The following is a 22,995-nucleotide window of genomic DNA, read 5'->3' as shown; positions in this document are numbered from 1 at the left end:
CTTGGATATATTGACGGCCGAGTTTTTCCAACGGGCGCTTATCGGCGGCGCACTCATTGCCATCACGTCCCCGCTTCTGGGGCTGTTCCTCGTTCTTCGCAGGCTCGCGATGATCGGGGATACGCTTGCGCACGTCAGCATCGCGGGCGTCGCGCTCGGCTTCCTTATCAATATTTACCCGGTGGCCGTCGGCCTCGTCTTGGCCATCGTCGCCTCGTTCGGCATCGAACTGCTGCGCAGAAGGTACCGTTCGTTCGCGGAGCTGTCGATTGCCATCATCATGTCGGGAGGCATCGCGCTCGCGTCCCTCTTGTTTACGGTGGGCAAAGGGTATAACCTGGACGTAAACTCCTATCTGTTCGGGAGCATCTATACGCTCGACAACGCGGACATTCTGGTCATTGCCATCGTGACGGTTATCGTCCTCGGCGTTGTTCTCGCGCTGAAGAAGGAGCTGTTCCTTCTGACGTTCGACGAAGATGCGGCATCGGTCAGCGGTCTTCCGGTGCGCTACTTCAACATTCTGATCAGCATTCTGACCGCGCTTGTCATCAGCGCCTCGATCAAGATCGTCGGCGCTTTGCTCGTGTCCGCCTTGCTGACGATTCCTGCCGCGTGCAGCCTGGTTCTGTCCAAGAGCTTCCGTCAATCGATCATCCTCGTCGTGGCGATCGGCGAAGTCGCCGTTGTGCTCGGCTTGTGGATGGCCGGCGTCTGGAACCTCGCGCCCGGGGGCACGATCGTCTTGCTTCTCATCGCGATCTTGCTGGCCTCGTTGGTCATGACGCGACGAACTCGAGTCTAACAAAGCAGAGGAGAGTGGCCTCGCTTGAATGAAGTCAATATCGGCATCGCGTTCGCGGGGGGGCTGGCCTCCTTCATCTCCCCGTGCTGCCTGCCCTTGTATCCGTCTTATTTATCGTACATAACCGGCATGACCGTAACCCAGCTCAAGACCGACACCAGCCGCAGCGTGCGGACGAGGACGATGGCCCATACGTTCTTCTTCATTCTGGGGTTCTCGTTCGTGTTCTTCACGCTCAGCTATACGGCGAACGCGTTCGCGTCGACGTTCCGGGAGTACCAGGACCCGATCCGTCAGATCTCGGCGCTGCTTATCATCCTGATGGGCCTGTTCCTTCTGGGGGTATTCCAACCGCAGCTTCTGATGAAGGAGCGGAAAATAAACATGAGCTGGAGGCCGGCGGGCTATCTCGGTTCGTTCATCTTCGGGGTCGGCTTCTCCGCGGGCTGGTCGCCTTGCGTCGGTCCGATTCTGTCGTCGATCCTCGCGCTGGCCGCCAGCCAGCCGGGAACGTGGGCGAGCATGACGGCCGCCTATTCGCTCGGGTTCGGCGTTCCGTTCTTCGTGCTGGCGTTCTTCATCGGCTCGACCCGCTGGATTCTCAAGTACTCGAACCGGCTGATGAAGATCGGCGGCGTGCTTATGATTGTCATGGGGGTTCTGCTGTTCACGGACCGGATGACGTCGATTACGATCTGGCTGAACTCCGTGACGCCGGACTGGCTTAAATTCTGACGGCTTCGCAAGCGGACTTGGCAAGTGAGACTTGCTCCCCAACTTTGCGCTGGTGTATGATACTAAAGAGTTATTGACTGCCTTGGGAAAGGGGGAGCCGCATTGCCGACCCCAAGTATGGAAGATTATCTGGAGCGGATCTATCGCCTGATCGACGAGAAGGGCTATGCTCGCGTTTCGGATATCGCCGAAGGGCTGGAGGTGCATCCTTCTTCCGTAACGAAGATGATCCAGAAGCTGGACAAGGATAATTACCTTATCTACGAGAAGTACCGCGGACTCGTGCTGACATCCAAGGGCAAGAAGATAGGCAAGAGACTTGTCGACCGGCATCATCTGCTGGAGGCGTTCCTCAAGACGATCGGCGTTCAGGAGGAGAACATCTACCGCGACGTGGAAGGGATCGAGCATCACTTGAGTTGGGATTCGATTACGTGCATCGAGACGCTGGTCGAGTACTTCAAGCAAGACCCAAAGCGGGTGGAGGAGCTTTACGGCATTCGTGCCGAATTGGATAAGGAATAGATGGACGGGCTATTCGGAGAACCCTCGGGGACTTCCGGATGGCCCGTTGCTATTGGCGTTTATTCTGTCCGTTGCTGCGTTCAAGCCGAATGTACTGTTCGCTCTTCCCTGAGCATATGCTGTACGCGGGAGGGGGAGCGATGATGATGAAGGTGAACGGCGTGTTCGAAGGCGGCGGCGTCAAGGGCATCTCGCTTGTCGGCGCCGTGCGGGCGGCTGAGCTTCACGAGGTCCGGTTCCACCGGGTGGCCGGCACATCCTCCGGCAGCATCGTTGCGGCGCTGCTTGCGACCGGCTACAGTGCCGCGGAGATGAAGCTGATCATCGAGTCCGCTCCGTTCTCCAAGTTCCTGCGAAGATCGCCTTTGTTCAACGTGAAGGTGCTCGGTCCGGCGATCCGGCTGTTTCTTAAGAAGGGGCTGTACTCGGGCGACGCGCTGGAGGAATGGATACGCGACCTGCTGGCGAAGCGAGGCGTGCGCACGTTCGCCGACCTGCCGCTCGGCAAGCTCAAGATTACCGCCTCCGACATTACGAACGGCAGGCTTCTTGTCCTTCCGGACGACATCGAGGATTACGGCATCGATCCGCTTCACCTGGAAGTGGCCCGGGCGATTCGCATGAGCGTCAGCATCCCGTACTTCTTCGACCCGGTGCTGATTCCGGCTGCGAGGCCGCAGACCGGCAAGAGGAGGCGCAAGCTTGTCCTCGGGCGTTCCTCGTATGTCGTCGACGGCGGTGTGCTCAGCAACTTCCCGCTGTGGATTTTCGACGGGGACAAGAACGAGGACGGGGAAGAGGCCGTTCCCGTCATCGGCTTCCAGATGGTTGGCCGCAATGACGTGAGAGCGCACCGGATCAAGGGGCCGATCTCGATGTTCCAGGCGATGTTCGAGACGATGCTGAGCGCCCACGACGAGCGTTATATCGAGCAGAACAACCGGGTTCGCACAATCAAGATTCCTACCCTCGGCGTGCGGACGACGGACTTCCACTTGTCCGCGGAGAAGAGCGAGAAGCTGTACCGTTCCGGCCTGGAGGCGGGCGCCAAGTACTTCCGCAACTGCGACCCGAAGACGGGCAGGCTGACCGTCACGATCCAGCCGAAGAGCTAAAAAGCGAAAAGAACCCCCGATCAGCCGCTTGCGACGGCCGATCGGGGGTTTGTTGGTACGTCTTGATTGCGCCTTGATTGCGGTTCAGTGATAGCGCGGAGGCTCCTCGTCGTTCTTCTTGTTGCCTTCGATGACGCGGAAAGGAGCGGCCCGGCGCTTGGCGCGGCTCTGGCTCTCTTCGCGTTCCTTCGCGAGCCCGCGCTGCCGGCTCTTGGCGGCGGCCTGGCGGTACTTCGACGATTCCCCGGAAGAGCTTCTGCCCCAGCGGTTCGGCGGGAACTTGTAGAGCAGATAGACGATGGCGATCAGAACGACCGGAATCAGCAGCGAGGACGCGCCTCTCAGGATCTGGCCGACGATTCCGACAGCGATCAGTGCGAACAGGACGATCGCGACAGGTCCGTAACGTCTGCGCATGGCGTTGTCCTCCTTTGTTATCAGGCCGAGACGGAAGCGACAGCTTGCGGCCGGGCGCTGTATTCGCGGTCGAGCTCCATCATCCGGTTGAAGGAAGCGATCGAGACGGCTACTTGCTCGTCGTTCGGTTCCTTCGTCGTCAAGAGCTGCAGCCACAGACCCGGATAACCGAGCCAGCGAAGCACCGGGAAGTCGCGGACGGCGTTCGTCCACTTCAGCACCTCGTAGGAGATGCCGATAACGACGGGGAGCAGGGCGATCCGAATCCAAATTCTCTCCCAGACGGTGTCCCAATGGAAGATCGGGAACGAATAGAGGATGACGCCGACGATGACGGTGAAGATGATGAAGCTGCTGCCGCAACGGTAATGCAAGCGGCTTGCGCGCTGCACGTTCGCAATCGTAAGCTCGTCGCCCGCCTCGTAGGCGCTGATTACCTTATGCTCCGCTCCGTGATACTGGAACAGCCGCTTGATAATCGGCGTCTTCGAGATCATCCACAGGTAGAAGAGCAGGAGCCCGATCTTGATGACGCCTTCGAGAATGTTGTGCAGCACCTTGTTGTCGAACGCCCGGCCGAAGATCTCGCTCTCGAGGAAGGCCGGCACCGCGTTGAAAATAATTTTCCCAAACACGAAGCTCAGAACGCCCACGACCGCGACGCCGAGAATCATCGACAGGCTCCACTTCTCCTTCTCCTTCGCCTTGGCGCTCTCCTCCGGAGTCGATTCGTCTTCGGCATACGCTTCGGCGGAGAAGTTGAGATGCTGGGAGCCCTTCGCCGACGATTCGACGATGCCGACAAGGCCGCGAATGAACGGGATCTTCTTCAACCATTTAACGATCGTGGGCGTCTGGCCCCGCGGCACTTCGTAAAAAGCGATTTCTTGGTTCTTGCGTCTAACCGCCGTGACATTGACGTGGCGCCCCTGGAACATGACTCCTTCAATAACGGCCTGTCCTCCGTATGCTGTGTTCGGCTGCTGAGCCAAGCGATCACCTTCTTTGTTTAGAACTTTAAGGAAGCGGCAACTTCCGGTTTACGCTTATTTTACAGGAATCCCGCTTACAATGCCACAGGGAACGGCTGCTCGCCGTGCCAGCCCCGCAGCACTCCGAGTAGGCGGGCGTCCCGAAGCTTATACTAGATAGCGATATCGAGGGCAAGGGAGGTTCGCGCCATGTCGGATAAGGATGAGCACAAGCGCAGCCATGAGCAGGAGCGTATGGGAAACCGCAGGAAGAAAACGACCGCCAGGCGTGCGGCTATGTATGCGCTGCAGATCGGCTTCTTCGCCGGATTGATCTGGGGTCTGCTGCGCTGGCTTCTCGTCAGCCTCAAGCTTACGAACGTTCCGCAAGCGTTCCTCGCGGACCCTTGGGTGCGCAGGGACGCCTTGAACAGCGTGTTCTGGCATTGCATGGGCCTTGCGATGTTCATCGTCATGTCGATCGTCGCCGCGTTCGTCTATTGGCTGCTGCTCGGGGCGCTGCGGGGTCCCTGGCCCGGAATCGTGTTCGGGGCCGCGTGGTGGGCGCTGCTGTTCGCGGCGATCGGGCCGCCTGCCGGTCTTACCGAATCGCTGCGTGTCATCGGCTGGAACAGCATCTTCAGCGAGCTTGGCCTTTATCTGATCTGGGGACTCTTCATCGGCTACAGCATCGCCTTCGAATTCCATGACGAAGGCGCGCGCGAACCTAATCCCAAGGCGAGCGGCGGACGCGGCCGTATGGCAGGCGGGGATGACGCTGTGCTACAATGAATCACGGAAGTTTAAACGGATTCATTGGGGAGCGCGGATCATGACTCGTATATTGGTGCTGAACGGACCTAACCTGAACATGCTGGGCGTTCGGGAGCCGGGAATCTACGGCTCGGATACGCTGAAGCAGATCGAACGGAACCTGCTCGAGGCGGCCGGCCGCCTCGGCGTCGAACTGGAATTTTACCAGTCCAACCACGAGGGCGACCTGCTTGACAAGATTCATGCCGCTTACGGCCGAATGGACGGAATCGTTATCAACCCGGGCGCGTATACGCATACGAGCATCGCGCTGCGGGACGGCATCGCCTCCGTCGGTCTTCCGACCGTGGAGGTGCATCTGTCCAATATCCACAAGCGGGAGTCGTTCCGCCATGTCTCGATGACCGCAGCGATGTGCGTGGGCCAGATCGCGGGCTTCGGCGCTTACGGCTACGAGTTGGCCCTGCAGGCGCTGTGCCGTCATCTCGCCTCCTCGGCGGAATAACTCATTAAGGGAGGAAGACGGATGCCTAACGAGAGAGTCAGCCGAGCAAGAGCGGCATTGGGAGAGCTGGGAGGAGATGCCATCCTCGTCACGAACGCGTTCAACCGGCGGTACTTGACGGGCTTCACCGGCAGCGCCGGCGTTGTCCTGATCTCGGCCGAGCATGCGGCCTTGGTTACCGACTTCCGCTACCGGGAGCAAGCGCCCCAGCAAGCGAAGGGCTTCGAGATCGCCGAGCACGGGCCCGGCCTGTACGGCGACGTGGCGGCGCTGCTCGCGAAGTGGGGCGTGGCGAAGCTTCTTATCGAGGAGAACGACCTGAATCACGCGACGTTCCTGAGCATTCAAGAGAAGCTGAAGCCGATCGAACTGGTCCTCTCGAACGGAATCATCGAGAAGCAGCGCGTCGTCAAGGACGAAGCGGAGATTGCGGTCATTCAGGAAGCGGCCGATCTCGCCGACCGGGCGTTCGGGCACATCCTCGGCTATATCAAGCCGGGAGTCACGGAAGAGTCGGTCGCGCTGGAGCTTGAATTCTTCATGAGGAAGGAAGGCGCGTCCGGCACGTCCTTCGAGACGATCGTCGCCTCCGGCGAGCGCTCGTCGCTTCCGCACGGCAAGGCGAGCGACAAGATTATCGGCAGCGGCGAGTTCGTCACGCTCGACTTCGGAGCTTATTACAAGGGATATTGCTCCGATATTACGCGAACCGTCGTTGTCGGGCAGCCGACCGACCGCCATCGCGAGATTTACGCAATCGTCCTGGAAGCCCAGCTTCATGCGCTGGCTAATCTGCGCCCCGGAATGACCGGTCACGAAGGCGACGCCTTGACGAGAGATATCATTACAAGGTATGGTTATGGAGAATATTTCGGCCATAGCACCGGTCACGGGATCGGTCTCGAGGTGCACGAGGGGCCTCGGCTGGCGCGGAATTCCGACACGATTTTAACCCCCGGCATGATCGTCACGGTCGAGCCCGGCATTTATCTCCCCGGCTTCGGAGGAGTGCGGATCGAAGACGACGTCGTCGTGACGGATGACGGGATTAAAATACTTACTCGTTCTCCGAAGGAGCTCATCGTTCTGGACTAGCACCGTTGTGACTGGCTTCCGTTCCGATCTTGCTTCCGTCAGAGAGCCACGTTTCCACAGGAGGGAATTTTCAAAGTGATTTCCGTTAACGATCTGAAGACAGGCCTTACCATCGAAGTGGACGGCGACCTCTGCTCCGTCGTCGACTTCCAGCACGTCAAGCCGGGCAAGGGCGCCGCGTTCGTGCGCACGAAGCTGAAGAACCTGCGCAACGGCAACGCGATCGAGAAGACGTTCCGCGCAGGCGAGAACGTCGTTCGCGCTCACGTCGAGAACCGTCAGGTGCAATACCTGTACAACTCCGGCAGCGAATACACGTTCATGGATAACGAGACTTACGACCAGTTCAACCTGGACAAGAAGCAGCTCGAATGGGAGATCAACTTCCTGCTCGAGAACATGAACGTCAACATCCAGAGCTACCAAGGCGAGATCATCGGGATCAACATCCCGAACAGCGTCGACCTGAAGGTCGTCGAGACCGAGCCGGGCATCAAGGGCAACACCGCCACCGGCGCGACGAAGAACGCCAAGCTCGAGACCGGCCTGAACGTTCAAGTGCCGCTCTTCATCAACGAAGGCGACGTTCTGACGATCGATACCCGCGAAGGCAAGTACGTCTCCCGCGCGTAATCGTTCGCAGCGAGACGGACAAGTCCTTGTCCCGTGCACACAAATGTGCGGGGCAAGGATTTTTTATATTTCTGGGCCTAAATAGTTGTGCTATAATATACTGCTGTATGCAGTTGAATGAACCAGAAGCATGATCAAGGAGTGAAAACCCGTTGTCCTTAATCGTAATGAAGTTCGGCGGCAGTTCCGTTGGAACGACGGAACGGATGCAACGCGTGGCTCAGAGAATTATCGACAAGAAGCTGCAAGGCCACCGCGTCGTTGTCGTTGTCTCCGCTATGGGAGATACGACGGATGATCTGATCGATAAATCGTTGGAACTGAACGATAAACCGCCGGCCCGGGAGATGGATATGCTGCTGACGACGGGAGAGCAGATCTCCGTCGCCCTGCTGGCGATGACGATACACAAGCTCGGCCACGACGCCAAGTCGTTCACCGGCTGGCAGGCCGGCATTACGACCGAGGCGGTTCACGGCAAGGCGCGAATCTCCGACATTCAGCCGACGCGCTTGTTCAAGGCGCTGGACGAGGGCAATATCGTTATCGTCGCCGGCTTCCAGGGAATGACGGAGGACGGCGAGATCACGACGCTCGGACGCGGCGGCTCGGACACGACCGCAGTAGCTCTCGCCGCCGCCGTCAAGGCGGACGTGTGCGAGATCTACACCGACGTCGACGGCATCTACTCGACCGACCCGCGCGTCGTGAAGAACGCGCGCAAGCTGGACGTCATCTCGTACGACGAGATGCTGGAGCTGGCGCACCTCGGCGCGGCCGTGCTCCATCCGCGCGCAGTCGAATACGCGAAGCACAACAAGGTTCATCTTGTGGTACGCTCGAGTTTTACCCAGAATGAAGGCACGCTCGTGAGGGAGGAAGCAGCAATGGAACAAGGAGTCGTCGTAAGCGGGATCGCGTTCGACAAGAACGTCGCCCGGATCAGCATTCTGGGAGTGGAGGACGTTCCCGGCGTTCTGGCGAACGTATTCGGCGCGCTGGCCGCGGAGGGCATCGACGTCGATATTATCGTGCAGAGCGGCGTCCAGAACGAGAAGGCGGACTTCTCCTTCACAGTGTCGCTCGCCGACCGCGCGAAGGCGCTCGGCGTTCTCGAGAACAACCGCAGCGTCGTCCCTTACCGCGAAGCGACCTTCGAGGAAGGCCTCGTGAAGGTGTCCATCGTCGGAGCGGGCATGGTGTCCAATCCGGGAGTGGCGGCCAAGATGTTCGACGTCATCTCGAAGCAAGGCGTCAGCATCAAGATGGTGAGCACGTCGGAGATCAAGTGCTCCTGCGTCATCGCCGCCGAGGCGCTGCACGACGTCGTCCGCGCTCTCCACTCCGCCTACGGCCTCGACACGGCCGACGCGGTATTCGTCGGCGGCCCTCAGGACCGTCGGTAAATCTATCGCGATTGTCGGCAATATCATGCGCTAGCGGGCAACACCGCCGCGATACAGCAAGCCCGGCCGGGAGGTCGGGCTTGCTTAATCTATTATTTGTGCCTCTTCTATGTGTGCCTCATCCTCTATGTACGCCTCTTTTTCCATTATGCTTCTTCTCCCATTCGCTCAGTTGCCTCGCCTATCGTCCCCGGCCCCTCAATCCTCAAATGAACGCCACACAAACTACATATGCAGCTTGGCGACCCGGCCGCACTCCCTCAAACAAACCGTACCTCCGAACAAATACGAAAAACCACATTCGGCAGCCTGACTCAAAGCCAGATTCAGCAACTGACTCGGAGCTGAACTTACCCAGTGTGTGCAAAAACTATTATGTCGCTTCTCCCATTCGCTCAGTAGCCTCATCTATCGTCCCCGGCTTCTCAATTCTCGAATGAACGCTACACAAACTACATACGCAGCCCCGCGGTCCGGCTGTTCCCCTCGAACGAATGCGAAATTTCACATAAAAAGCCTCCGCCAGCCGTCGAAACGCCGAACGAATGTGAAATTTCACATAAAAAGCCCCGCGGTCCGGCTGTTTCCTTCGAACGAATGCGAAATTTCACATAAAAAGCCTCCGCCAGCCGTCGAAACGCCGAACGAATGCGAAATTTCACATGAAACCCCGCGCACGGCGCCCCACAAGCACCGAATGAATGTGAATTTTCGCATAAAATACTCCGCGCTGTGTCATTCTTCTAGAACTTTCCTTCCACTTGCGCGTCTATTAACTAGCAACTCTGAGCAGAAGAATCGATCGACAAAGGAGATTGTCATGAAAAAAGCATATGCCATCGCACTCTTGTCCGGAATGCTGCTAGGGAGCTTGCCGCCAAGCGTGTCGGCCGGCGCCGAGACGACCTCGCCCCCGCTTGTTGCTGCTTACGGCACCTCGTGGCTGGTCAAATCCGACGGCACGTTCTGGGTATGGGGCGGCTTCCAGCAGCAGACCGTTCCAACCCAGGTCCAAGGTTTACACGACGCGGAACAAGCCTTCGACGGACAATACGTCCGAACGAAGGACGGCTCGCTGTGGCATTGGGCACAGCAAGGAGGCTCGCCGGGCAGCTTCAAGCTCGAACGAATCGAAGGGATCGCAGATCCGGTTAACGTGATAGCGGGTTACAACGAAGGGTATGTGCTGGACAAGGAGGGCAGGGTGTATTACGGCGTGCGGGACGACGCGAGCAGCGGCGCGTTCGAATTCTCCTTGCTGGAAGGAATCTCGGACGTCGAGGAGATGACCGTTTACTATAATTACCCGAACGGCTCGCTGGTCGTGTTCCTGAAGAACGACGGAAGTGTGTGGCGGACGGCTTTTGCATCTCCCTCGGTGGAGCAGGCTGCCGAGATTCAGGACGCCGTTCGCGTGGATGCAGAGCTTGTCTACTTGAAGAACGGCTCGGTGCGCGAATGGAAGACGGAGTACGACTCGTCGGATATGCCCAATTGGAGGAGCGAGCTGTCGCAGCAAGTCGGAGAGCTGCCGTCGCTGAAGTCGGTCGAGTCGAACGGCTCGGCGAACCTGGGCATTGACGGACAGGGGCGGCTTTGGTTCTGGGGAAAGTCGGTAACCGGCTTCTCCGACGGAACGGAGAGGCACGAGCAGGAGGCTCCCGTGAGGCTGACCGGCGTCGATAGCGTCAAGGCGGCTTATGCGATGGACCGCTCGATTGTCGCGCTTACGGAGGAAGGCAAGCTCTATGAGGCTTCCATCGAAGGGGAGACGATGAAGGCGGATGCCAAGTTCGTTCTGTTGGCCAAGGATGTCGCGGGCTTGTCGGCGGGGAGCAAATCAAGTGTGCTGCAGAAAAGCGACGGTTCGCTATGGGCGTGGGGCTTGAACAAGTACGGGACTCTCGGAACGGGGGAAGACAAGCAGTTTACGAGCGAGGCGCCGATTCCGATGCAGGCGCCGATCGAAGTGGTCTTGAACGGGGAATCCGTCCAGTTGAACAACGGGGTCGTTACCCGCAACGGGCAAGCGTTCGTGCCTCTTCGTTCTATTTTCGAGAGGCTTGGCGCCAAGATCGCCTGGGACGGAACAAGCAAGATCGCCACGCTCGAACGAGCCGCTTCCGAACAGAATGCCGCCGTCTCGGTCCAATTGAACTTCCTGGACGGAACGACGCGGCTGAATGGGACGACGGTCGAGCTTCCGAACGGGCTGTTCAGCTCGGCCGGCAGTTCTTATCTTCCGTTGCGGTTCATCAGCGAGTCTCTCGGCGCCAAGGTCGATTGGATTCAGCAGGAGGGCAAAATCGCGATCACGATGCCGTAAGCGCAGGGACCGGAGCATCCTTCATCCCTCACTTATCCGCGAACAGTTGCAGCACCTTCAGGATAAAAGCGGTGATGCCCGCCGCCATGAGCGGTCCGACGGGGATGCCGCGCAGCAGGACGATGCCGACGATCGAGCCGATGACGAGTCCGACGATAAGCTGCGGGTCCACCTTCAGCAGCTCCAGCCCTTTGCCGTTCATGTAAGTGGCGGCGGCGCCGCCGATAAGCGCGACCCAGCCCGTCCAGCTCGTGAAGGCGTGGGCTACGTCCTTCAGTTGGACCTTGCCGGAGGCGAAGGGGACGAGCACCGCCAGCGTGAGGAACAGCAAGCCGATCTCGAGCCCTCTGCGCTCGATTGTCGGCAGATAGCGCTGCAGATGGAGCAGCTTGACGACGAGCAGCAGGCAGGCCGCTGTCGTGATGATGGAAGAGCGGCCGATGAGGCCGATCACGATGAGGCCGACTAACACGATTTCGCCGTTCATGGTTCTTTCACGCCTTCCGTCGGGAACGCGGCGGGACGGGCTTACCGCTAGCTAAATCTTATGGAGAGGTTCTTCCGCTTAGAACGCCGAGCGGGAGAACCTCGTCTTGTCGATGGGCCTGCCGACCGCTCAGATCATATAATCGGAAACGAGCGGATGCAGCGCGAACGTATCCGAGCGCAGCCCCCTTCGCAGCGTCTCAAGCGACAGAACGTCTCCCGGCGAGATGTTGCCCAGATTGACCCTCGTGCCGAGAATGCGCAGCAGGGACACTTGCTGTTCCTTCTGCGGAGCTTCCCACAGCAGGCAATCCGGCTCCGGCAAGCTTCGGCGCAGGAGCTGAAGCTCCTCCTCCCGACACCTCCCGTTCTCGTCGAACAGACCGACGTCGATCCCGGATTCCCGGGCTTCGACGGTGACAAGCTCGGCCCCCCTGGCCAAGTCCAATTCCACCGTTCTCCTCAGATCGTCCGTCACGATCCTCGAACCGGCTTGTTTTTTACCATATTCGGTAAATACCCGCAGCCCTCGCTGTGTCGCCTCCGTGATCAGTTCGTCCCTCCGGCGCCGGCTCAGCTCGATTGTGCCGTCCGACACCTCGACCCCGTCGAAGCCGAGGTCTGCCGCCATATCGAGGTAAGGAGCGACCACCTCGAGCCGATAGGCCGCTTCGAGCAGCGTTCCTCCCGGGAAGGTTGCGACCCGGTGCCGCTTGGCCAGGGCAATCTTGCTCCGAAGAAGGTCGAGCGGATAGAGCGGCGACGTTCCGAAGCCGAATTTAAGCAGATCGATATACTCGCCCGCAGTCAGCAGCAAGTCTTCGAATGCCGAAGGTCCGAGCCCCTTGTCGATAACCATGGTCAGCCCCGATTGCCTCGGCTTGCCGCTTCTGCGGTCGGTCGGGTCCTCTAGCGCGCAGGGCCACGCAAGGCCCGTCTTGATGTCCATAGACAGCTCTCCTCATGTCAAGGTGGAGTTGGTGGTTCACTTATGCCAGATCACTATATGCGGCGCGAACTGGGCAGGTGCCCGAAGCGAATGCCGAAGGTTGACGAATGCCGATGGCGAATCGGAGGCGAACTGCCGAAGCGCCGAATATTCGCGGACAAACTGGCAAGTTGAGGCTGCCGGCGGCATAGAGTAAGGTACGGCTTCATGTTGGCCGTTGGCCCAAGGAGGGGATACGAATGGACAAGTCCGTGTTCGGCATGGCTCTGCTCCGGCTGTTCTCGGGGAGCATCGAGCTGACGGCGGCGCTGGTTATGCTTAAGCTGAACGACGTCCAGAAGGCGCTCGCGGTCAATTCCATGCTGGCGCTGGCAGGTCCGATGGTGCTGCTCGCGACGACGACGATCGGGCTTGTCGGGCTGGCGGACAAGCTGTCGCCGATGCGCTTCGTCTGGGTGACGGTCGGGGTCGCCTGCCTGCTCGTCGGCATTCTGAAGAAGTAACCTGTCCGCGAACGTGGGCCAAGCAGGCATAAACGGGGCGAACAAGCATACACATGAATCAGCAATGGACATCGAATTCGGGAGAGGGGGTCTCTCTATGCTTCCCGTCTGGCTGGACATCTTCCCGGCTTCGCTTCGGGCACGGCTCGACAAGCTGCCGGATTCCGTCATCGAATCGCTGGAGGAAGTGCGAGTCCGCGAAGGCAGACCGCTCGAGATCTCCTACGGCAGCCGATACGCCTTCCTGACGCCGGACGGGCTGCTGTCGGGCGACCACCGCGAGGGGTATCGGACAAGTCGGGAGGAATGCCAAGCCTTCTTGGAAAAGCTCACCGATCACTCTTTATATGCGATGGAAGAGGAACTGAAGCGGGGGTACGTAACGGTCTCCGGAGGCCACCGTGTCGGACTGGCCGGACGCACGGTGCTGGAAGGGGGGCATGTCCGGCATCTCCGGGACGTGGCCGCCTTCAACGTGCGGATCGCCCGGGCAAGGGTAGGCTGCTCGGCGGCCGTCCTTCCCGGCCTGCTCGACCCGGCGGCGAGGTCGATCCGGCACACGCTGCTCGTCTCGCCGCCGCAGCAAGGCAAGACGACGCTGCTCCGGGATCTTGCCCGGGCGATCAGCGCGGGCGAGTGGAACGACCCTTCGGCGCGAGGCTGGAGGGGGAGGAAGGTCGGCATCGTCGACGAGCGCTCGGAGATCGCCGCCTGCGAGCGGGGCGTGCCGACGTTCGATCTCGGCCCGAGAACCGACGTCCTCGACGCTTGTCCGAAGGCGGAAGGAATGATGATGCTCGTCCGCTCGATGTCGCCGGAGGTGATCGTCGTCGACGAGATCGGCCGGCCGGAGGATGCGGACGCGCTGCGGGAGGCGCTTCATGCCGGGGTGCGCGTGCTGGCGACGGCGCACGCCGCGGATCTCGCTGACGTGTTCGAGCGGCCGGTGCTGTCCGCCCTGGCGCGGGAAGGAATGTTCGGGGCGTACATCGTGCTCTCCCGCTCCGGCAGCATGGTGCGGCACCGGGTTCTCGGCGCCGCAGAGGCCGAGGAAGAGGCCGGCCGCCGCCGCCGGAGCATCCGCTACGGCATTCCGCGGGACGCGCCGCCCCAGGTTCCGGTCCATGCTCCGGCCGATGTTCCGGTTACGGCTCCGCCCGAGGGCTCGCTCGAGCTCGGACTCAAGGCAAGGCCGCTTCCCTTGATCCGCTCTCCGGCTTCCGCAGAAGGAGGGGCAGCGCCATGATTCGGCTTGTCGGCGCCGCGCTTATTCTGTTCGCCGGGACGATGATCGGCTTCCTGCAGGCAGCCCGCTTCGCGGAGCGGCCGAAGCAGATTCGCCACCTCCTGCACGCGCTGCAGCGGCTTGAGACGGAGATCGGCTACGGCCAGACGCCGCTGCCCGAGGCGCTGCTGCGAGTCGCGAAGGTGCTGCCTCCGCCGCTGGCCGGCTTGTTCGAACGAATCGCGGGGGAGCTCCGCTCCGCCTCCGGAGAGACGGTCAAGGCGGCCTGGGAGCGGATTATCGGCGGCGGATGGGCGTCGACCGCCATGCGGGCGGGCGAGCTGGAAGCGATGCTTCGTCTTGGGGCCTCCCTTGGCGGAAGCGGAAGGGACGACCAGTTGAAGCATGTCCGCTTGGCCATGCTGCAGTTGCAAGCCGAGGAGACGGCGGCGAGGGAGGACCAGGCGAAGTATGAGAGGCTGAGCCGAAGCCTGGGTGTTCTGGGAGCGGCCCTGGTCGTCATCCTGATGATGTAAGCGGGAGGCCGATTCGATGAACATCGATGTCAGCACGATTTTCCAAATTGCCGGGATCGGCATCATCATCGCTATGATTCACACTGTCCTCAAGCAGATGGGCAAGGAGGATATGGCCCATTGGGTAACCGTCATCGGCTTCGTCGTCGTGCTCTTCATGGTGGTGCGCTTGCTCAATGAATTGTTCCAGGAGATCAAGTCGATCTTCTTGTTCCAGTAGCGAATCGCAGGGCGGGTGATGGAGATGGAGATATTGCAGATCGTCGGCATTGCGCTGCTCGCCACGATCCTGATCCTCGTGATCCGGGAACAGAAGCCGATGTTCGCCTTCCTCCTGTCCGCCTTCGTCGGCATCGGCATCTTCTTGGCGATGATCGGCAAGATCGGCAGCGTGGTCGCCGTGCTGGAGCAATTGGCGGACCGCTCCGGCATCCCGTCGGTCTATCTCAAGACGATGCTCAAAATTATCGGCATCGCGTACATCGCGGAATTCGGCGCGCAGATCATCCGCGATGCGGGGCTTGAGAGCGTCGCCTCCAAGGTGGAATTCGCGGGCAAGATGCTCATTCTCGTCATGGCGATTCCGATCATCAGCGTCATTATCGAGACGGTGCTCAATCTGTTGCCCGCCTGAACCGCCCCGAAGGGAGAGAAGTCTCGTGCCACCTGCCTTGAACGCCGACAGACGGCCGGGCTTCCTGACGATGGTGCTGCTGCTGTCCGCCATGCTGCTCAGTTGCCTTCCGATTCCGGACTCCCGCGCGGAAGCGTCGGCATCCGTCGGAATGATCGGTTCGGCCCCAACGGGGGGATTGGAACGGCAAGGCGGTTCGTCAAGCTCGGCCGGAGCGGAAGGCGGCGGGCTTGCCGGGGAATTGGCCGAGCAGCAGGCGGGAGACGTGGACCTGGGCCAGATCGAACAGTTCTGGAATCAGCTCAAGGACGAATACGGCGGCTACTTTCCGGACGGCCGGGTGCCGGAGCTGAAGGAGCTGATGTTCCCGAGCGGGGAAGGCTTCAGCGTCGAGACGGCTCTGCTCGGGCTGGCGAAGTTCTTCCTCCACGAGCTGCTCTTCAGCGGGAAGCTGATCGTCACCATCGTGATGCTTGCGGTGTTCACGCTGATTCTCGAGACGATGCAGAACGCGTTCGAGCGAAGCGCGGTCAGCAAGGTAGCCTACGCGATCGCCTATCTGGTTCTGCTCATCATCGCGGTGAACAGCTTCCACACCGCGACGCAGTACGCCGCGGACGCGATCGCGAGCATGGTCGAGTTCATGCTCGCGACGGTGCCTCTCCTGATGACGCTGCTCGCGAGCACCGGAAGCTTCACGACGGTCGCGGTGCTCCACCCGTTCATCGTGTTCATGATCCACATGATCGGAACGCTGATCCATCTGTTCGTCTTCCCGCTGCTGTTCTTCTCGGCGGTGCTCCACCTGGTCAGCTCGATCAGCGAGCGGTACAAGGTCACGCAGCTTGCGAATCTGCTCCGGACAGTCGGGGTCGGCCTGCTCGGCGTCCTGCTCACGATGTTCCTCGGGGTGCTGTCGATCCAGGGAGCGACGGGAGCGGTCGCCGACGGCATCGCGCTCAAGACGACCAAGTTCGTCACCTCCAACTTCGTGCCCGTCGTCGGCCGGATGTTCTCCGACGCGGCGGACACGGTGCTCTCGGCGAGCCTGCTCGTCAAGAATGCGGTCGGGCTCGCCGGTGTCGTCATTCTGTTGTTCCTGTGCGCATTCCCGGCCGTCAAAATCCTGACGCTCGCGATGATCTACAACCTGTCGGCGGCAGTGCTGCAGCCGCTCGGCGACACGCCGATCGTGCAGAGCCTGCAGGTTATCGGCAAGACGCTCGTCTTCGTCTTCGCGGCGCTGGCGGCGGTCGGCCTGATGTTCTTCCTGGCGGTGACGATCATCCTCACCGCCGGCAATGCTTCCATCATGATGAGATAGCGAAGGAGGGGGCGCCCGCCATGATGGCAGCCCTGGCTGAATGGCTGAAGCAGGTCATCGTCGTTGTGCTGCTGGCCTCCATCGTCGATCTGCTGCTGCCGAACCAGACGATGCAGAGGTACGTCCGGCTGGTCGCCGGCCTGTTCATCCTCCTGGCGCTTATCGGTCCGCTGCTGTCGTGGATCAAGGCCGACTTCGGGACGAAGCTGGCCGCAGGAATCGAATCGGTGCGGCTGACTCCCGAGGACGCGAAGGGCCAACTGGCCCAGATCGAGGAGGATGCCGCGAGGCTCCGAATGTCCAGGGACGAGCAAGTCGCGAGCCTTGCCGCAGCGCAGCTTGCCGCCGAGATCAAGGTGACGGTCGAGCAGGAGGGGGGCGCAAGCGTCCGCAACGTGCAGGTGAAGACGGGCAAGGAGGCGGACGGGACGATTCAGGTGCAAGCGGTCGAGATCGTCCTGGCCGATCCGGAGGACGCTTCCGGCGCTTCCGGCGCTTCCGGCGCAGATTCGGCTTCCGGCTCCGGGAACGGGGAATCCGACCCGATCCGGGAGGTCGAGCCGGTCATCATCGATCTCGGCTCGCAGGACGAGCCGGGAGCCGAAGGAAGCCGGGAGCCGGCGGCGGCCGCGGAGACGGGAGTGCTCGAACAGCGGATCGTCTCGCTGGTGTCCTCCCGCTACGGAATGGGAGCTGGGATGATCTCCGTGAGGACGGAAGGCGCAGCGGGCGAGTCCGGGAACCCGGGAACGAACAAATCTTGAGGCTGGGAGGCGAGACGAATGGCGAAGTGGCTGCAGCAGCTCGAGACGTTCATTGGAGGAGGACCGGGAGGGCCGAAGCGGATCAAGGCGTTCCGCTGGCTGGCGCTGATCGGCCTCATCGGCGCCGCGCTGCTGCTCGTCTCCTCCTACTTGAACGTGAAGACGCTCGATCCGGCGAAGGACCCGGGCTACTCGCCGCCGAACGACGCGGAAGAAGCGCCGCAGCAGGAAGCGTTCATCGGCGGCTCCGCAAGCGACGACGATCCTTTTCTCGATATCGAGCAATCGCTCGAAGGGCGCATCAAGGCGATGCTGGAGAACATCGTCGGCGTCGGCACGGTGGACGTTATGATCACGATCGATTCGACCGAAGAGAAGGTCGTTCAGCAGGACGAGACCTACCAGTCGAGAATCACGGACGAGGAAGATCGCAACGGCGCGAAGCGCCACATTACCGAGATCAACCGGAGCGGGCAGGTCGTTCTCTACGAGGTGTCGGGCGGGAAGTCGCCGATCGTGGTCAAGCTGGTGAAGCCCAAGCTGCGCGGGGTGCTCGTCGTTGCCAAGGGAGCCGAGAATGCGACCGTTCACAAGCTGATCGCCGAAGCGGTCGCAAGAGGGCTCGACGTTCCGCTCCATCGCATCTCGGTCGTGCCGCGCAAGCAATGAATTATGGGGAATGGACAACGAACATGGGAGGTTAAGTAAAATGAACAACAGAAGACAAACGATCTGGCTCGTCTCGATGCTCAGCTTGATGGTGATTCTGTCCGCCTATTACCTGTTCACCGAAGATGCGAACCCGACGGACAAGGCGGTCAACCAGGAGGCGCAGTCCGGCGCCCAGGCGACCGGCGATTCCGGCTACACGATTACGCAGATCGATTCGACATCGGGGGCGGACGGAGCCGCGAATTCCCCCGACGCGAAGGCGGGCGGAACGACGGACGACGCGATTGCGAGCGGCGAGGACGACGGCACGGACGCCGCGGCCGGAGGAGAGCCTGCCGCATCGGCCGGGAAGACCGACGAGGAAGTGATCGAAGGAATGACGGCTTCCCTGACGGGGCGGGCGTACTTCGACGATGCGCAGCTCCGCCGAATGGAATCGTTCGACAAGGAGGCGGAGCGGCTGAACGCGATTATCGCCGACGGCAAGAACGCCACCGCAGACGAGGCGGCGACGGCGGTCGAAGAGCTCGATCGTCTGGATTCCGTCGAGCAGAAGATCACGAGTCTCGAAGAGAAGCTGACGACGAACTACGAGTACGAGAATGCGGTTGTGGAGGAAGAGGACAGCAACTACAAGGTCGTTGTCCAAGCCGACAAGCTCGACAAGTCCCAGGCGGTGACGATTCTCGACCTGGCGGTCAAGGAACTCGGCGTCGCTCCGAGCCAACTGACGGTGCAATACATTCCGAACCCGTAAAACCCTATTCGCGCGAGCCCGGCTGTTCATGCCGGGCTCTTTCCATTTCTTTCGATTATGATATAATAGTTCCGTTATCGGAACGATAGTAGATGCCGAAGACGGGGGTTCTCCCCGAAACCAAGGAGTGTCCGAACCTATGTTTAAATTAAGCGAAATCAAAGAATTGATTAAATTAGTGGACCAAACCTCCGTCCAGGAGCTGGAGATCGAGAACGAAGGAGCTCGGCTCGCCATCCGCAAGCCCGGTCGAACGGAAGTCGTGAACGTGCAGTCCGCGCCCGTTGCGCATACATACGTGCAAGCGCCTCCGCAGCAGCCCGCAACGGCTCCTTCCCAGCCTGCGGCCGAGCCGGAAGCGAAGAGCGAATCCGCGAGCCGCGCCGGCCTGCATCCGATCGTGTCCCCGATGGTCGGAACGTTCTATCGCGCGCCGTCGCCTGACGCGCCTTCGTTCGTCAACGCGGGCGATCGCGTGCACGAGAAGACGGTCGTCTGCATCCTGGAAGCGATGAAGCTGATGAATCCTCTCGAAGCGGAGGTCAAGGGCGAGATCGTCGAGATTCTGGCCGAGAACGGTCAGCTTGTCGAGTTCGGCCAGCCGTTGTTCCTCGTTAAGCCGGAATAACAGCCTTCCGCCTGCGGGCTTGCCGCCCGCGCCGGTTCCAACTCAAAGGAGGATCTCAGCTCTTGAAAATTAACAAAATCCTGGTAGCCAACCGCGGAGAGATCGCGGTGCGTATCATTCGCGCTTGCCGCGAGCTCGGAATCCAGGCGGTCGCCGTCTATTCCGAAGCCGATCGCGAATCGCTGCACGTCCGTCTGGCCGACGAAGCTTATTGCATCGGGCCGACCGCTTCCAAGGACAGCTACTTGAACTTGACGAATATCATGAGCGTCGCTACGCTGACCGAATGCGACGCGATTCATCCCGGCTACGGCTTCCTGTCCGAGAACGCGGACTTCGCCGAGATCAGCGAGAGCTGCAACATCGCGTTCATCGGCCCGTCGGCCGAAGCGATCTCCCGCATGGGCGACAAGTCGGTCGCGAAGACGACGATGAAGGATGCCGACGTTCCGGTTATTCCGGGGTCGGAAGGTCTTATCGAGGACCTCGACGAAGCGGTCCGGCTCGCCAGAGCGATCGGGTACCCGGTCATCATCAAGGCGACGGCCGGCGGCGGAGGCCGCGGCATCCGCTTGGCGGACGACGAGGAGATGCTCGTTCGCGAGATCACGACGGCGCAGCAGGAGGCGGAGAAGGCGTTCGGCAATGCCGGCGTCTATCTGGAGAAGTATCTGACGGGCATGAAGCACGTCGAGATCCAGATTATCGCCGACAAGCACGGCAACGTGTGCCATCTCGGCGAACGCGACTGCTCCGTGCAGCGCCGCCGCCAGAAGCTCGTCGAGGAAGCTCCTTGCCCGATCATGACGCCCGCGCTTCGCGAGCGCATGGGACAGGCCGCCGTGCGCGCGGCCAAGGCGGTCAACTACTCCGGGGCGGGAACGATCGAATTCCTGCTCGGGCCGGACGGCCAGTTCTACTTCATGGAGATGAACACCCGCATTCAAGTCGAGCATCCCGTGACCGAGATGATCACGAATATCGACCTGATCAAGGAGATGATCTCGATCGCCGAAGGCAATCCGCTGTCCTTCACGCAAGAGGATGTGAGGTTCGAAGGAGCGGCGATCGAATTCCGCGTCAACGCGGAGGACCCGGACCGGAACTTCATGCCTTCTCCCGGCCGGATCGGCTTCTACCTGCCTCCGGGCGGGCCGGGCGTGCGCGTCGACAGCGGCGCTTACCCGCAATACATGATCTCGCCGCACTACGATTCCATGGTGGCGAAGCTGATCGTGTGGGCGCCGACCCGCGAAGAAGCAATCGCGCGCGGTCGCCGGGCGCTCGGCGAATTCATGATCGACGGAGTCAAGACGACAATTCCGTTCCATCTGAAGCTGCTTGAGCATCCGATTTTCCACAAGGGGACGTTCGATATCAAGTTCCTCGAGGAGCACGATATCAATTCTCCGTTCGATCCGGAAGATCAATAAGCAAGTCCGAGATTGTTTGTCATAAATCCTTGGCAATGCTATAGTATGAAGTAGAATCGGAACGCCGTCTGTCCGAACCACGGCGGCGGCGCGATGGGAATCTGGGAGGTGGATTGAAGAATGGAGACATTGGTGCCAGATTATGAACGGACCGAGATGGGAACCATTCAGATCGCTCCGGAAGTGATTGAGATTATTGCCGGCTTGGCGACGGTAGAGGTGGACGGCGTGGCCGGAATGAGCGGCGGCATCTCCTCCGGCATCGCGGAATTGCTCGGACGGAAGAATCTGTCCAAGGGCGTCAAGGTGGAAGTCGGTCAACGCGAAGCGGCTGTCGACGTCAACATTATCGTGGAATACGGCAGACGAATTCCGGAGATCGCATCCGAGATTCAACACAATGTGAAGCGCTCGATCGAAGTGATGACCGGGCTGAGCGTCGTCGAAGTGAACGTGCAGATTCACGACGTGCACTTCAAGGCGGCCGAGAAGGTGGAAGAAGAAGAGACGCATGCGCGTGTTCGATAAAGCATCCGCATAAGGAACATTCCGGGCGGACGCTCGATTCGGCTTGCGAATGCCGGCGCGTGACGGCCGATTCCTTGCGAGGGGCGGCTGTCAGGCGCTTTTTCTCCATAAGGAAGAGTTTGATTGGTAGACCAGGCGGATCAGGACTGGAGGAGACTCAAGTTGATCAAAGTAGTGGACAGGCTGCTCTTGTTCGTATACAGCTTGGCGGTCGGCGCGGCATCCGTGTTCGCGATCGTCGCAGCGGCAGGCGGCGTCAATTCCCGCTGGCTGGGCAACGTGGTGGACGATATTCTCGGAGAGGACAGCTTCAGCCAATGGCTGACCATCGTCATCGCCGTCGTGCTGCTTCTGCTGAGCCTGCGCCTCTTCATCGTCTCGTTCAAGCGCTCCGGCGGGCAAGCCCCGTCGATCACCCAGCGCTCCGAGCACGGCGACATTCGAATCTCGGTCGATACGGTCGAGAATCTCGCGCTTAAGGCGGCTTCGCGCACGCGGGGCGTCAAGGACCTGAAGGCTCGCGTGCGGGCGGCGGATTCCGGCTTGCAGATCATGATTCGGGCTTTCGTGGACGGCGATACGTCGATTCCCGCGCTGTCGGAGGAGATGCAGAAGACGGTGTCCGAGCTCGTCCAGGAGACGACCGGCATTCCGGTATCGGAAGTATCGGTCTACATAGCGAACGTGACGCAGGCGCCGACTGCCTACAAGAGCCGCGTAGAATAAGAGGGAGGGGATGCCACCGATGTGGAAGGAATGGTGGGACACCTACGGCGGTCGAACGCTCGGTATCGCGGCGGGGTTTCTGCTTGGCATCATCTATCTCATATGCGGATTCTGGGACATGCTCTTCTTCGCCCTTCTTCTGTGCGTCGGGTATGCCATCGGCAAGAACAAGGACCTGAAGCGGGGGCCGCTCGTGCGCTGGGAACGGCTGACCGAGTGGGTGAACGACCGCTGGCCTTGGATCAAGTGAACGGTGCGCAGCGGGCGCGTGCAAGCGGTGCGCGAACGTGGCATCGTCTCCGCCGGGCCTCTCCGGCGCTAAGCGGAAGCCGCAGGCGCTTCGGCTCGCTTCATCCCTAAGCGAACGCGTCCGTTCGTTTAGGGATCGACTCATGTCAGGAGACAAGCCGGGCTGCGGCGGTTCCGGCGATTCCGGCGCGGGCATGAAGCTTGGATACGGGGATTCGACTCGGCTGCAGGCTTTATGCGCGGGTTGCGGGAGTCTGATATGGTGCGGGGGCCT

At 60.6% G+C, this 22,995-nt stretch carries 28 protein-coding genes; 24 read left to right on the top strand and 4 right to left on the bottom strand.

Annotated elements, in window-relative coordinates; genetic code table 11:
* The first annotated feature begins 1 nt into the window (after position 1).
* The 4 genes from E6C55_RS20725 to E6C55_RS20710 all read left to right on the top strand — a co-directional run bounded on the left by E6C55_RS20725 (position 2) and on the right by E6C55_RS20710 (position 3,180).
* Positions 2-805, top strand: a complete 804-nt coding sequence (locus E6C55_RS20725) for a metal ABC transporter permease (RefSeq protein WP_136371730.1) — start codon at positions 2-4, stop codon at positions 803-805.
* 24 nt (positions 806-829) lie between these two features.
* Positions 830-1,540 carry a cytochrome c biogenesis CcdA family protein gene (locus E6C55_RS20720; RefSeq protein ID WP_136371729.1) on the top strand — a complete coding sequence of 237 codons (711 nt, stop codon included), beginning with the start codon at positions 830-832 and terminating at the stop codon, positions 1,538-1,540.
* Positions 1,541-1,642: 102 nt separating this feature from the next.
* A complete protein-coding gene (gene mntR, locus E6C55_RS20715) occupies positions 1,643-2,065 on the top strand; it encodes a transcriptional regulator MntR (RefSeq protein ID WP_136371728.1) in 423 nt (140 codons plus the stop codon).
* 146 nt (positions 2,066-2,211) lie between these two features.
* Complete coding sequence (locus E6C55_RS20710) at positions 2,212-3,180, top strand: patatin-like phospholipase family protein (protein WP_136371746.1); 969 nt, start codon at positions 2,212-2,214, stop codon at positions 3,178-3,180.
* Positions 3,181-3,264: 84 nt separating this feature from the next.
* On the opposite strand, the gene E6C55_RS20705 is transcribed toward E6C55_RS20710, so the two are convergent.
* Positions 3,265-3,597 (bottom strand): hypothetical protein, encoded by a 333-nt coding sequence (locus tag E6C55_RS20705; protein ID WP_136371727.1) that lies wholly within the window; start codon positions 3,595-3,597, stop codon positions 3,265-3,267.
* A 20-nt stretch (positions 3,598-3,617) separates the two neighbouring features.
* The gene (locus tag E6C55_RS20700; protein ID WP_230986776.1) at positions 3,618-4,589 is read right to left on the bottom strand and encodes a DUF1385 domain-containing protein; all 972 of its coding nucleotides are present in this window, start codon (positions 4,587-4,589) and stop codon (positions 3,618-3,620) included.
* A gap of 189 nt (positions 4,590-4,778) precedes the next feature.
* Between E6C55_RS20700 and E6C55_RS20695 the strand changes: the two genes are divergently transcribed.
* The 6 genes from E6C55_RS20695 to E6C55_RS20670 all read left to right on the top strand — a co-directional run bounded on the left by E6C55_RS20695 (position 4,779) and on the right by E6C55_RS20670 (position 11,307).
* Entirely contained in the window at positions 4,779-5,360 is a 582-nt protein-coding gene (locus tag E6C55_RS20695) for a YqhR family membrane protein (protein ID WP_136371726.1), read from the top strand.
* 40 nt (positions 5,361-5,400) lie between these two features.
* Complete coding sequence (gene aroQ, locus E6C55_RS20690; protein ID WP_136371725.1) at positions 5,401-5,847, top strand: type II 3-dehydroquinate dehydratase; 447 nt, start codon at positions 5,401-5,403, stop codon at positions 5,845-5,847.
* A 21-nt stretch (positions 5,848-5,868) separates the two neighbouring features.
* Positions 5,869-6,942 carry a M24 family metallopeptidase gene (locus E6C55_RS20685; RefSeq protein ID WP_136371724.1) on the top strand — a complete coding sequence of 358 codons (1,074 nt, stop codon included), beginning with the start codon at positions 5,869-5,871 and terminating at the stop codon, positions 6,940-6,942.
* 75 nt (positions 6,943-7,017) lie between these two features.
* Positions 7,018-7,575, top strand: coding sequence for an elongation factor P (gene efp / locus E6C55_RS20680; protein ID WP_136371723.1), 558 nt, complete (start codon positions 7,018-7,020; stop codon positions 7,573-7,575).
* 152 nt (positions 7,576-7,727) lie between these two features.
* Positions 7,728-8,981, top strand: a complete 1,254-nt coding sequence (locus E6C55_RS20675) for an aspartate kinase (protein WP_136371722.1) — start codon at positions 7,728-7,730, stop codon at positions 8,979-8,981.
* An 820-nt stretch (positions 8,982-9,801) separates the two neighbouring features.
* Positions 9,802-11,307, top strand: a complete 1,506-nt coding sequence (locus tag E6C55_RS20670) for a stalk domain-containing protein (RefSeq protein ID WP_168735779.1) — start codon at positions 9,802-9,804, stop codon at positions 11,305-11,307.
* Positions 11,308-11,335: 28 nt separating this feature from the next.
* Here the strand turns inward: E6C55_RS20670 and E6C55_RS20665 are convergent, their stop codons facing one another.
* Positions 11,336-11,794: a DUF441 domain-containing protein gene (locus tag E6C55_RS20665; protein WP_136371720.1), complete on the bottom strand. Its 459-nt coding sequence runs from the start codon at positions 11,792-11,794 to the stop codon at positions 11,336-11,338.
* A gap of 129 nt (positions 11,795-11,923) precedes the next feature.
* Positions 11,924-12,742: a phosphosulfolactate synthase gene (comA, locus tag E6C55_RS20660; protein ID WP_136371719.1), complete on the bottom strand. Its 819-nt coding sequence runs from the start codon at positions 12,740-12,742 to the stop codon at positions 11,924-11,926.
* Positions 12,743-12,981: 239 nt separating this feature from the next.
* Between comA and E6C55_RS20655 the strand changes: the two genes are divergently transcribed.
* From E6C55_RS20655 to E6C55_RS20590, 14 genes are all read left to right on the top strand, one after another.
* On the top strand, positions 12,982-13,245 hold the full coding sequence (locus E6C55_RS20655; RefSeq protein WP_136371718.1) for a YqhV family protein: 264 nt from the start codon (positions 12,982-12,984) through the stop codon (positions 13,243-13,245).
* A gap of 97 nt (positions 13,246-13,342) precedes the next feature.
* A complete protein-coding gene (gene spoIIIAA, locus E6C55_RS20650) occupies positions 13,343-14,491 on the top strand; it encodes a stage III sporulation protein AA (RefSeq protein WP_136371717.1) in 1,149 nt (382 codons plus the stop codon).
* On the top strand, positions 14,488-15,006 hold the full coding sequence (spoIIIAB, locus tag E6C55_RS20645) for a stage III sporulation protein SpoIIIAB (protein WP_136371716.1): 519 nt from the start codon (positions 14,488-14,490) through the stop codon (positions 15,004-15,006). The genes spoIIIAA and spoIIIAB overlap by 4 nt, the downstream gene beginning before the upstream one ends.
* Positions 15,007-15,022: 16 nt before the next feature.
* A complete protein-coding gene (spoIIIAC, locus tag E6C55_RS20640) occupies positions 15,023-15,226 on the top strand; it encodes a stage III sporulation protein AC (RefSeq protein WP_136371715.1) in 204 nt (67 codons plus the stop codon).
* A gap of 24 nt (positions 15,227-15,250) precedes the next feature.
* Positions 15,251-15,640, top strand: a complete 390-nt coding sequence (gene spoIIIAD, locus E6C55_RS20635) for a stage III sporulation protein AD (protein ID WP_136371714.1) — start codon at positions 15,251-15,253, stop codon at positions 15,638-15,640.
* A 25-nt stretch (positions 15,641-15,665) separates the two neighbouring features.
* Positions 15,666-16,964 carry a stage III sporulation protein AE gene (spoIIIAE, locus tag E6C55_RS20630; protein WP_230986775.1) on the top strand — a complete coding sequence of 433 codons (1,299 nt, stop codon included), beginning with the start codon at positions 15,666-15,668 and terminating at the stop codon, positions 16,962-16,964.
* 20 nt (positions 16,965-16,984) lie between these two features.
* Complete coding sequence (spoIIIAF, locus tag E6C55_RS20625; RefSeq protein ID WP_136371713.1) at positions 16,985-17,728, top strand: stage III sporulation protein AF; 744 nt, start codon at positions 16,985-16,987, stop codon at positions 17,726-17,728.
* 18 nt (positions 17,729-17,746) lie between these two features.
* Complete coding sequence (gene spoIIIAG / locus E6C55_RS20620) at positions 17,747-18,397, top strand: stage III sporulation protein AG (protein WP_136371712.1); 651 nt, start codon at positions 17,747-17,749, stop codon at positions 18,395-18,397.
* Between the two features lie 40 nt (positions 18,398-18,437).
* A complete protein-coding gene (locus tag E6C55_RS20615; protein ID WP_168735778.1) occupies positions 18,438-19,157 on the top strand; it encodes a SpoIIIAH-like family protein in 720 nt (239 codons plus the stop codon).
* 139 nt (positions 19,158-19,296) lie between these two features.
* Complete coding sequence (gene accB / locus E6C55_RS20610) at positions 19,297-19,785, top strand: acetyl-CoA carboxylase biotin carboxyl carrier protein (RefSeq protein ID WP_136371710.1); 489 nt, start codon at positions 19,297-19,299, stop codon at positions 19,783-19,785.
* A 62-nt stretch (positions 19,786-19,847) separates the two neighbouring features.
* Positions 19,848-21,218, top strand: a complete 1,371-nt coding sequence (gene accC, locus E6C55_RS20605) for an acetyl-CoA carboxylase biotin carboxylase subunit (protein WP_136371709.1) — start codon at positions 19,848-19,850, stop codon at positions 21,216-21,218.
* Between the two features lie 120 nt (positions 21,219-21,338).
* Positions 21,339-21,746, top strand: a complete 408-nt coding sequence (locus E6C55_RS20600; RefSeq protein ID WP_136371708.1) for an Asp23/Gls24 family envelope stress response protein — start codon at positions 21,339-21,341, stop codon at positions 21,744-21,746.
* A gap of 162 nt (positions 21,747-21,908) precedes the next feature.
* The gene (amaP, locus tag E6C55_RS20595) at positions 21,909-22,472 is read left to right on the top strand and encodes an alkaline shock response membrane anchor protein AmaP (protein ID WP_136371707.1); all 564 of its coding nucleotides are present in this window, start codon (positions 21,909-21,911) and stop codon (positions 22,470-22,472) included.
* Positions 22,473-22,491: 19 nt separating this feature from the next.
* Positions 22,492-22,722, top strand: a complete 231-nt coding sequence (locus E6C55_RS20590) for a DUF2273 domain-containing protein (RefSeq protein ID WP_136371706.1) — start codon at positions 22,492-22,494, stop codon at positions 22,720-22,722.
* Positions 22,723-22,995 lie beyond the last annotated feature (273 nt).

Origin of the sequence: Cohnella fermenti, from assembly GCF_004801405.1 — a bacterium.
GTDB lineage: Bacteria > Bacillota > Bacilli > Paenibacillales > Paenibacillaceae > Cohnella > Cohnella fermenti.
The sequence above is the reverse complement of the archived record's forward strand: the minus strand, read 5'-3'. Positions and strand labels throughout refer to the sequence as shown.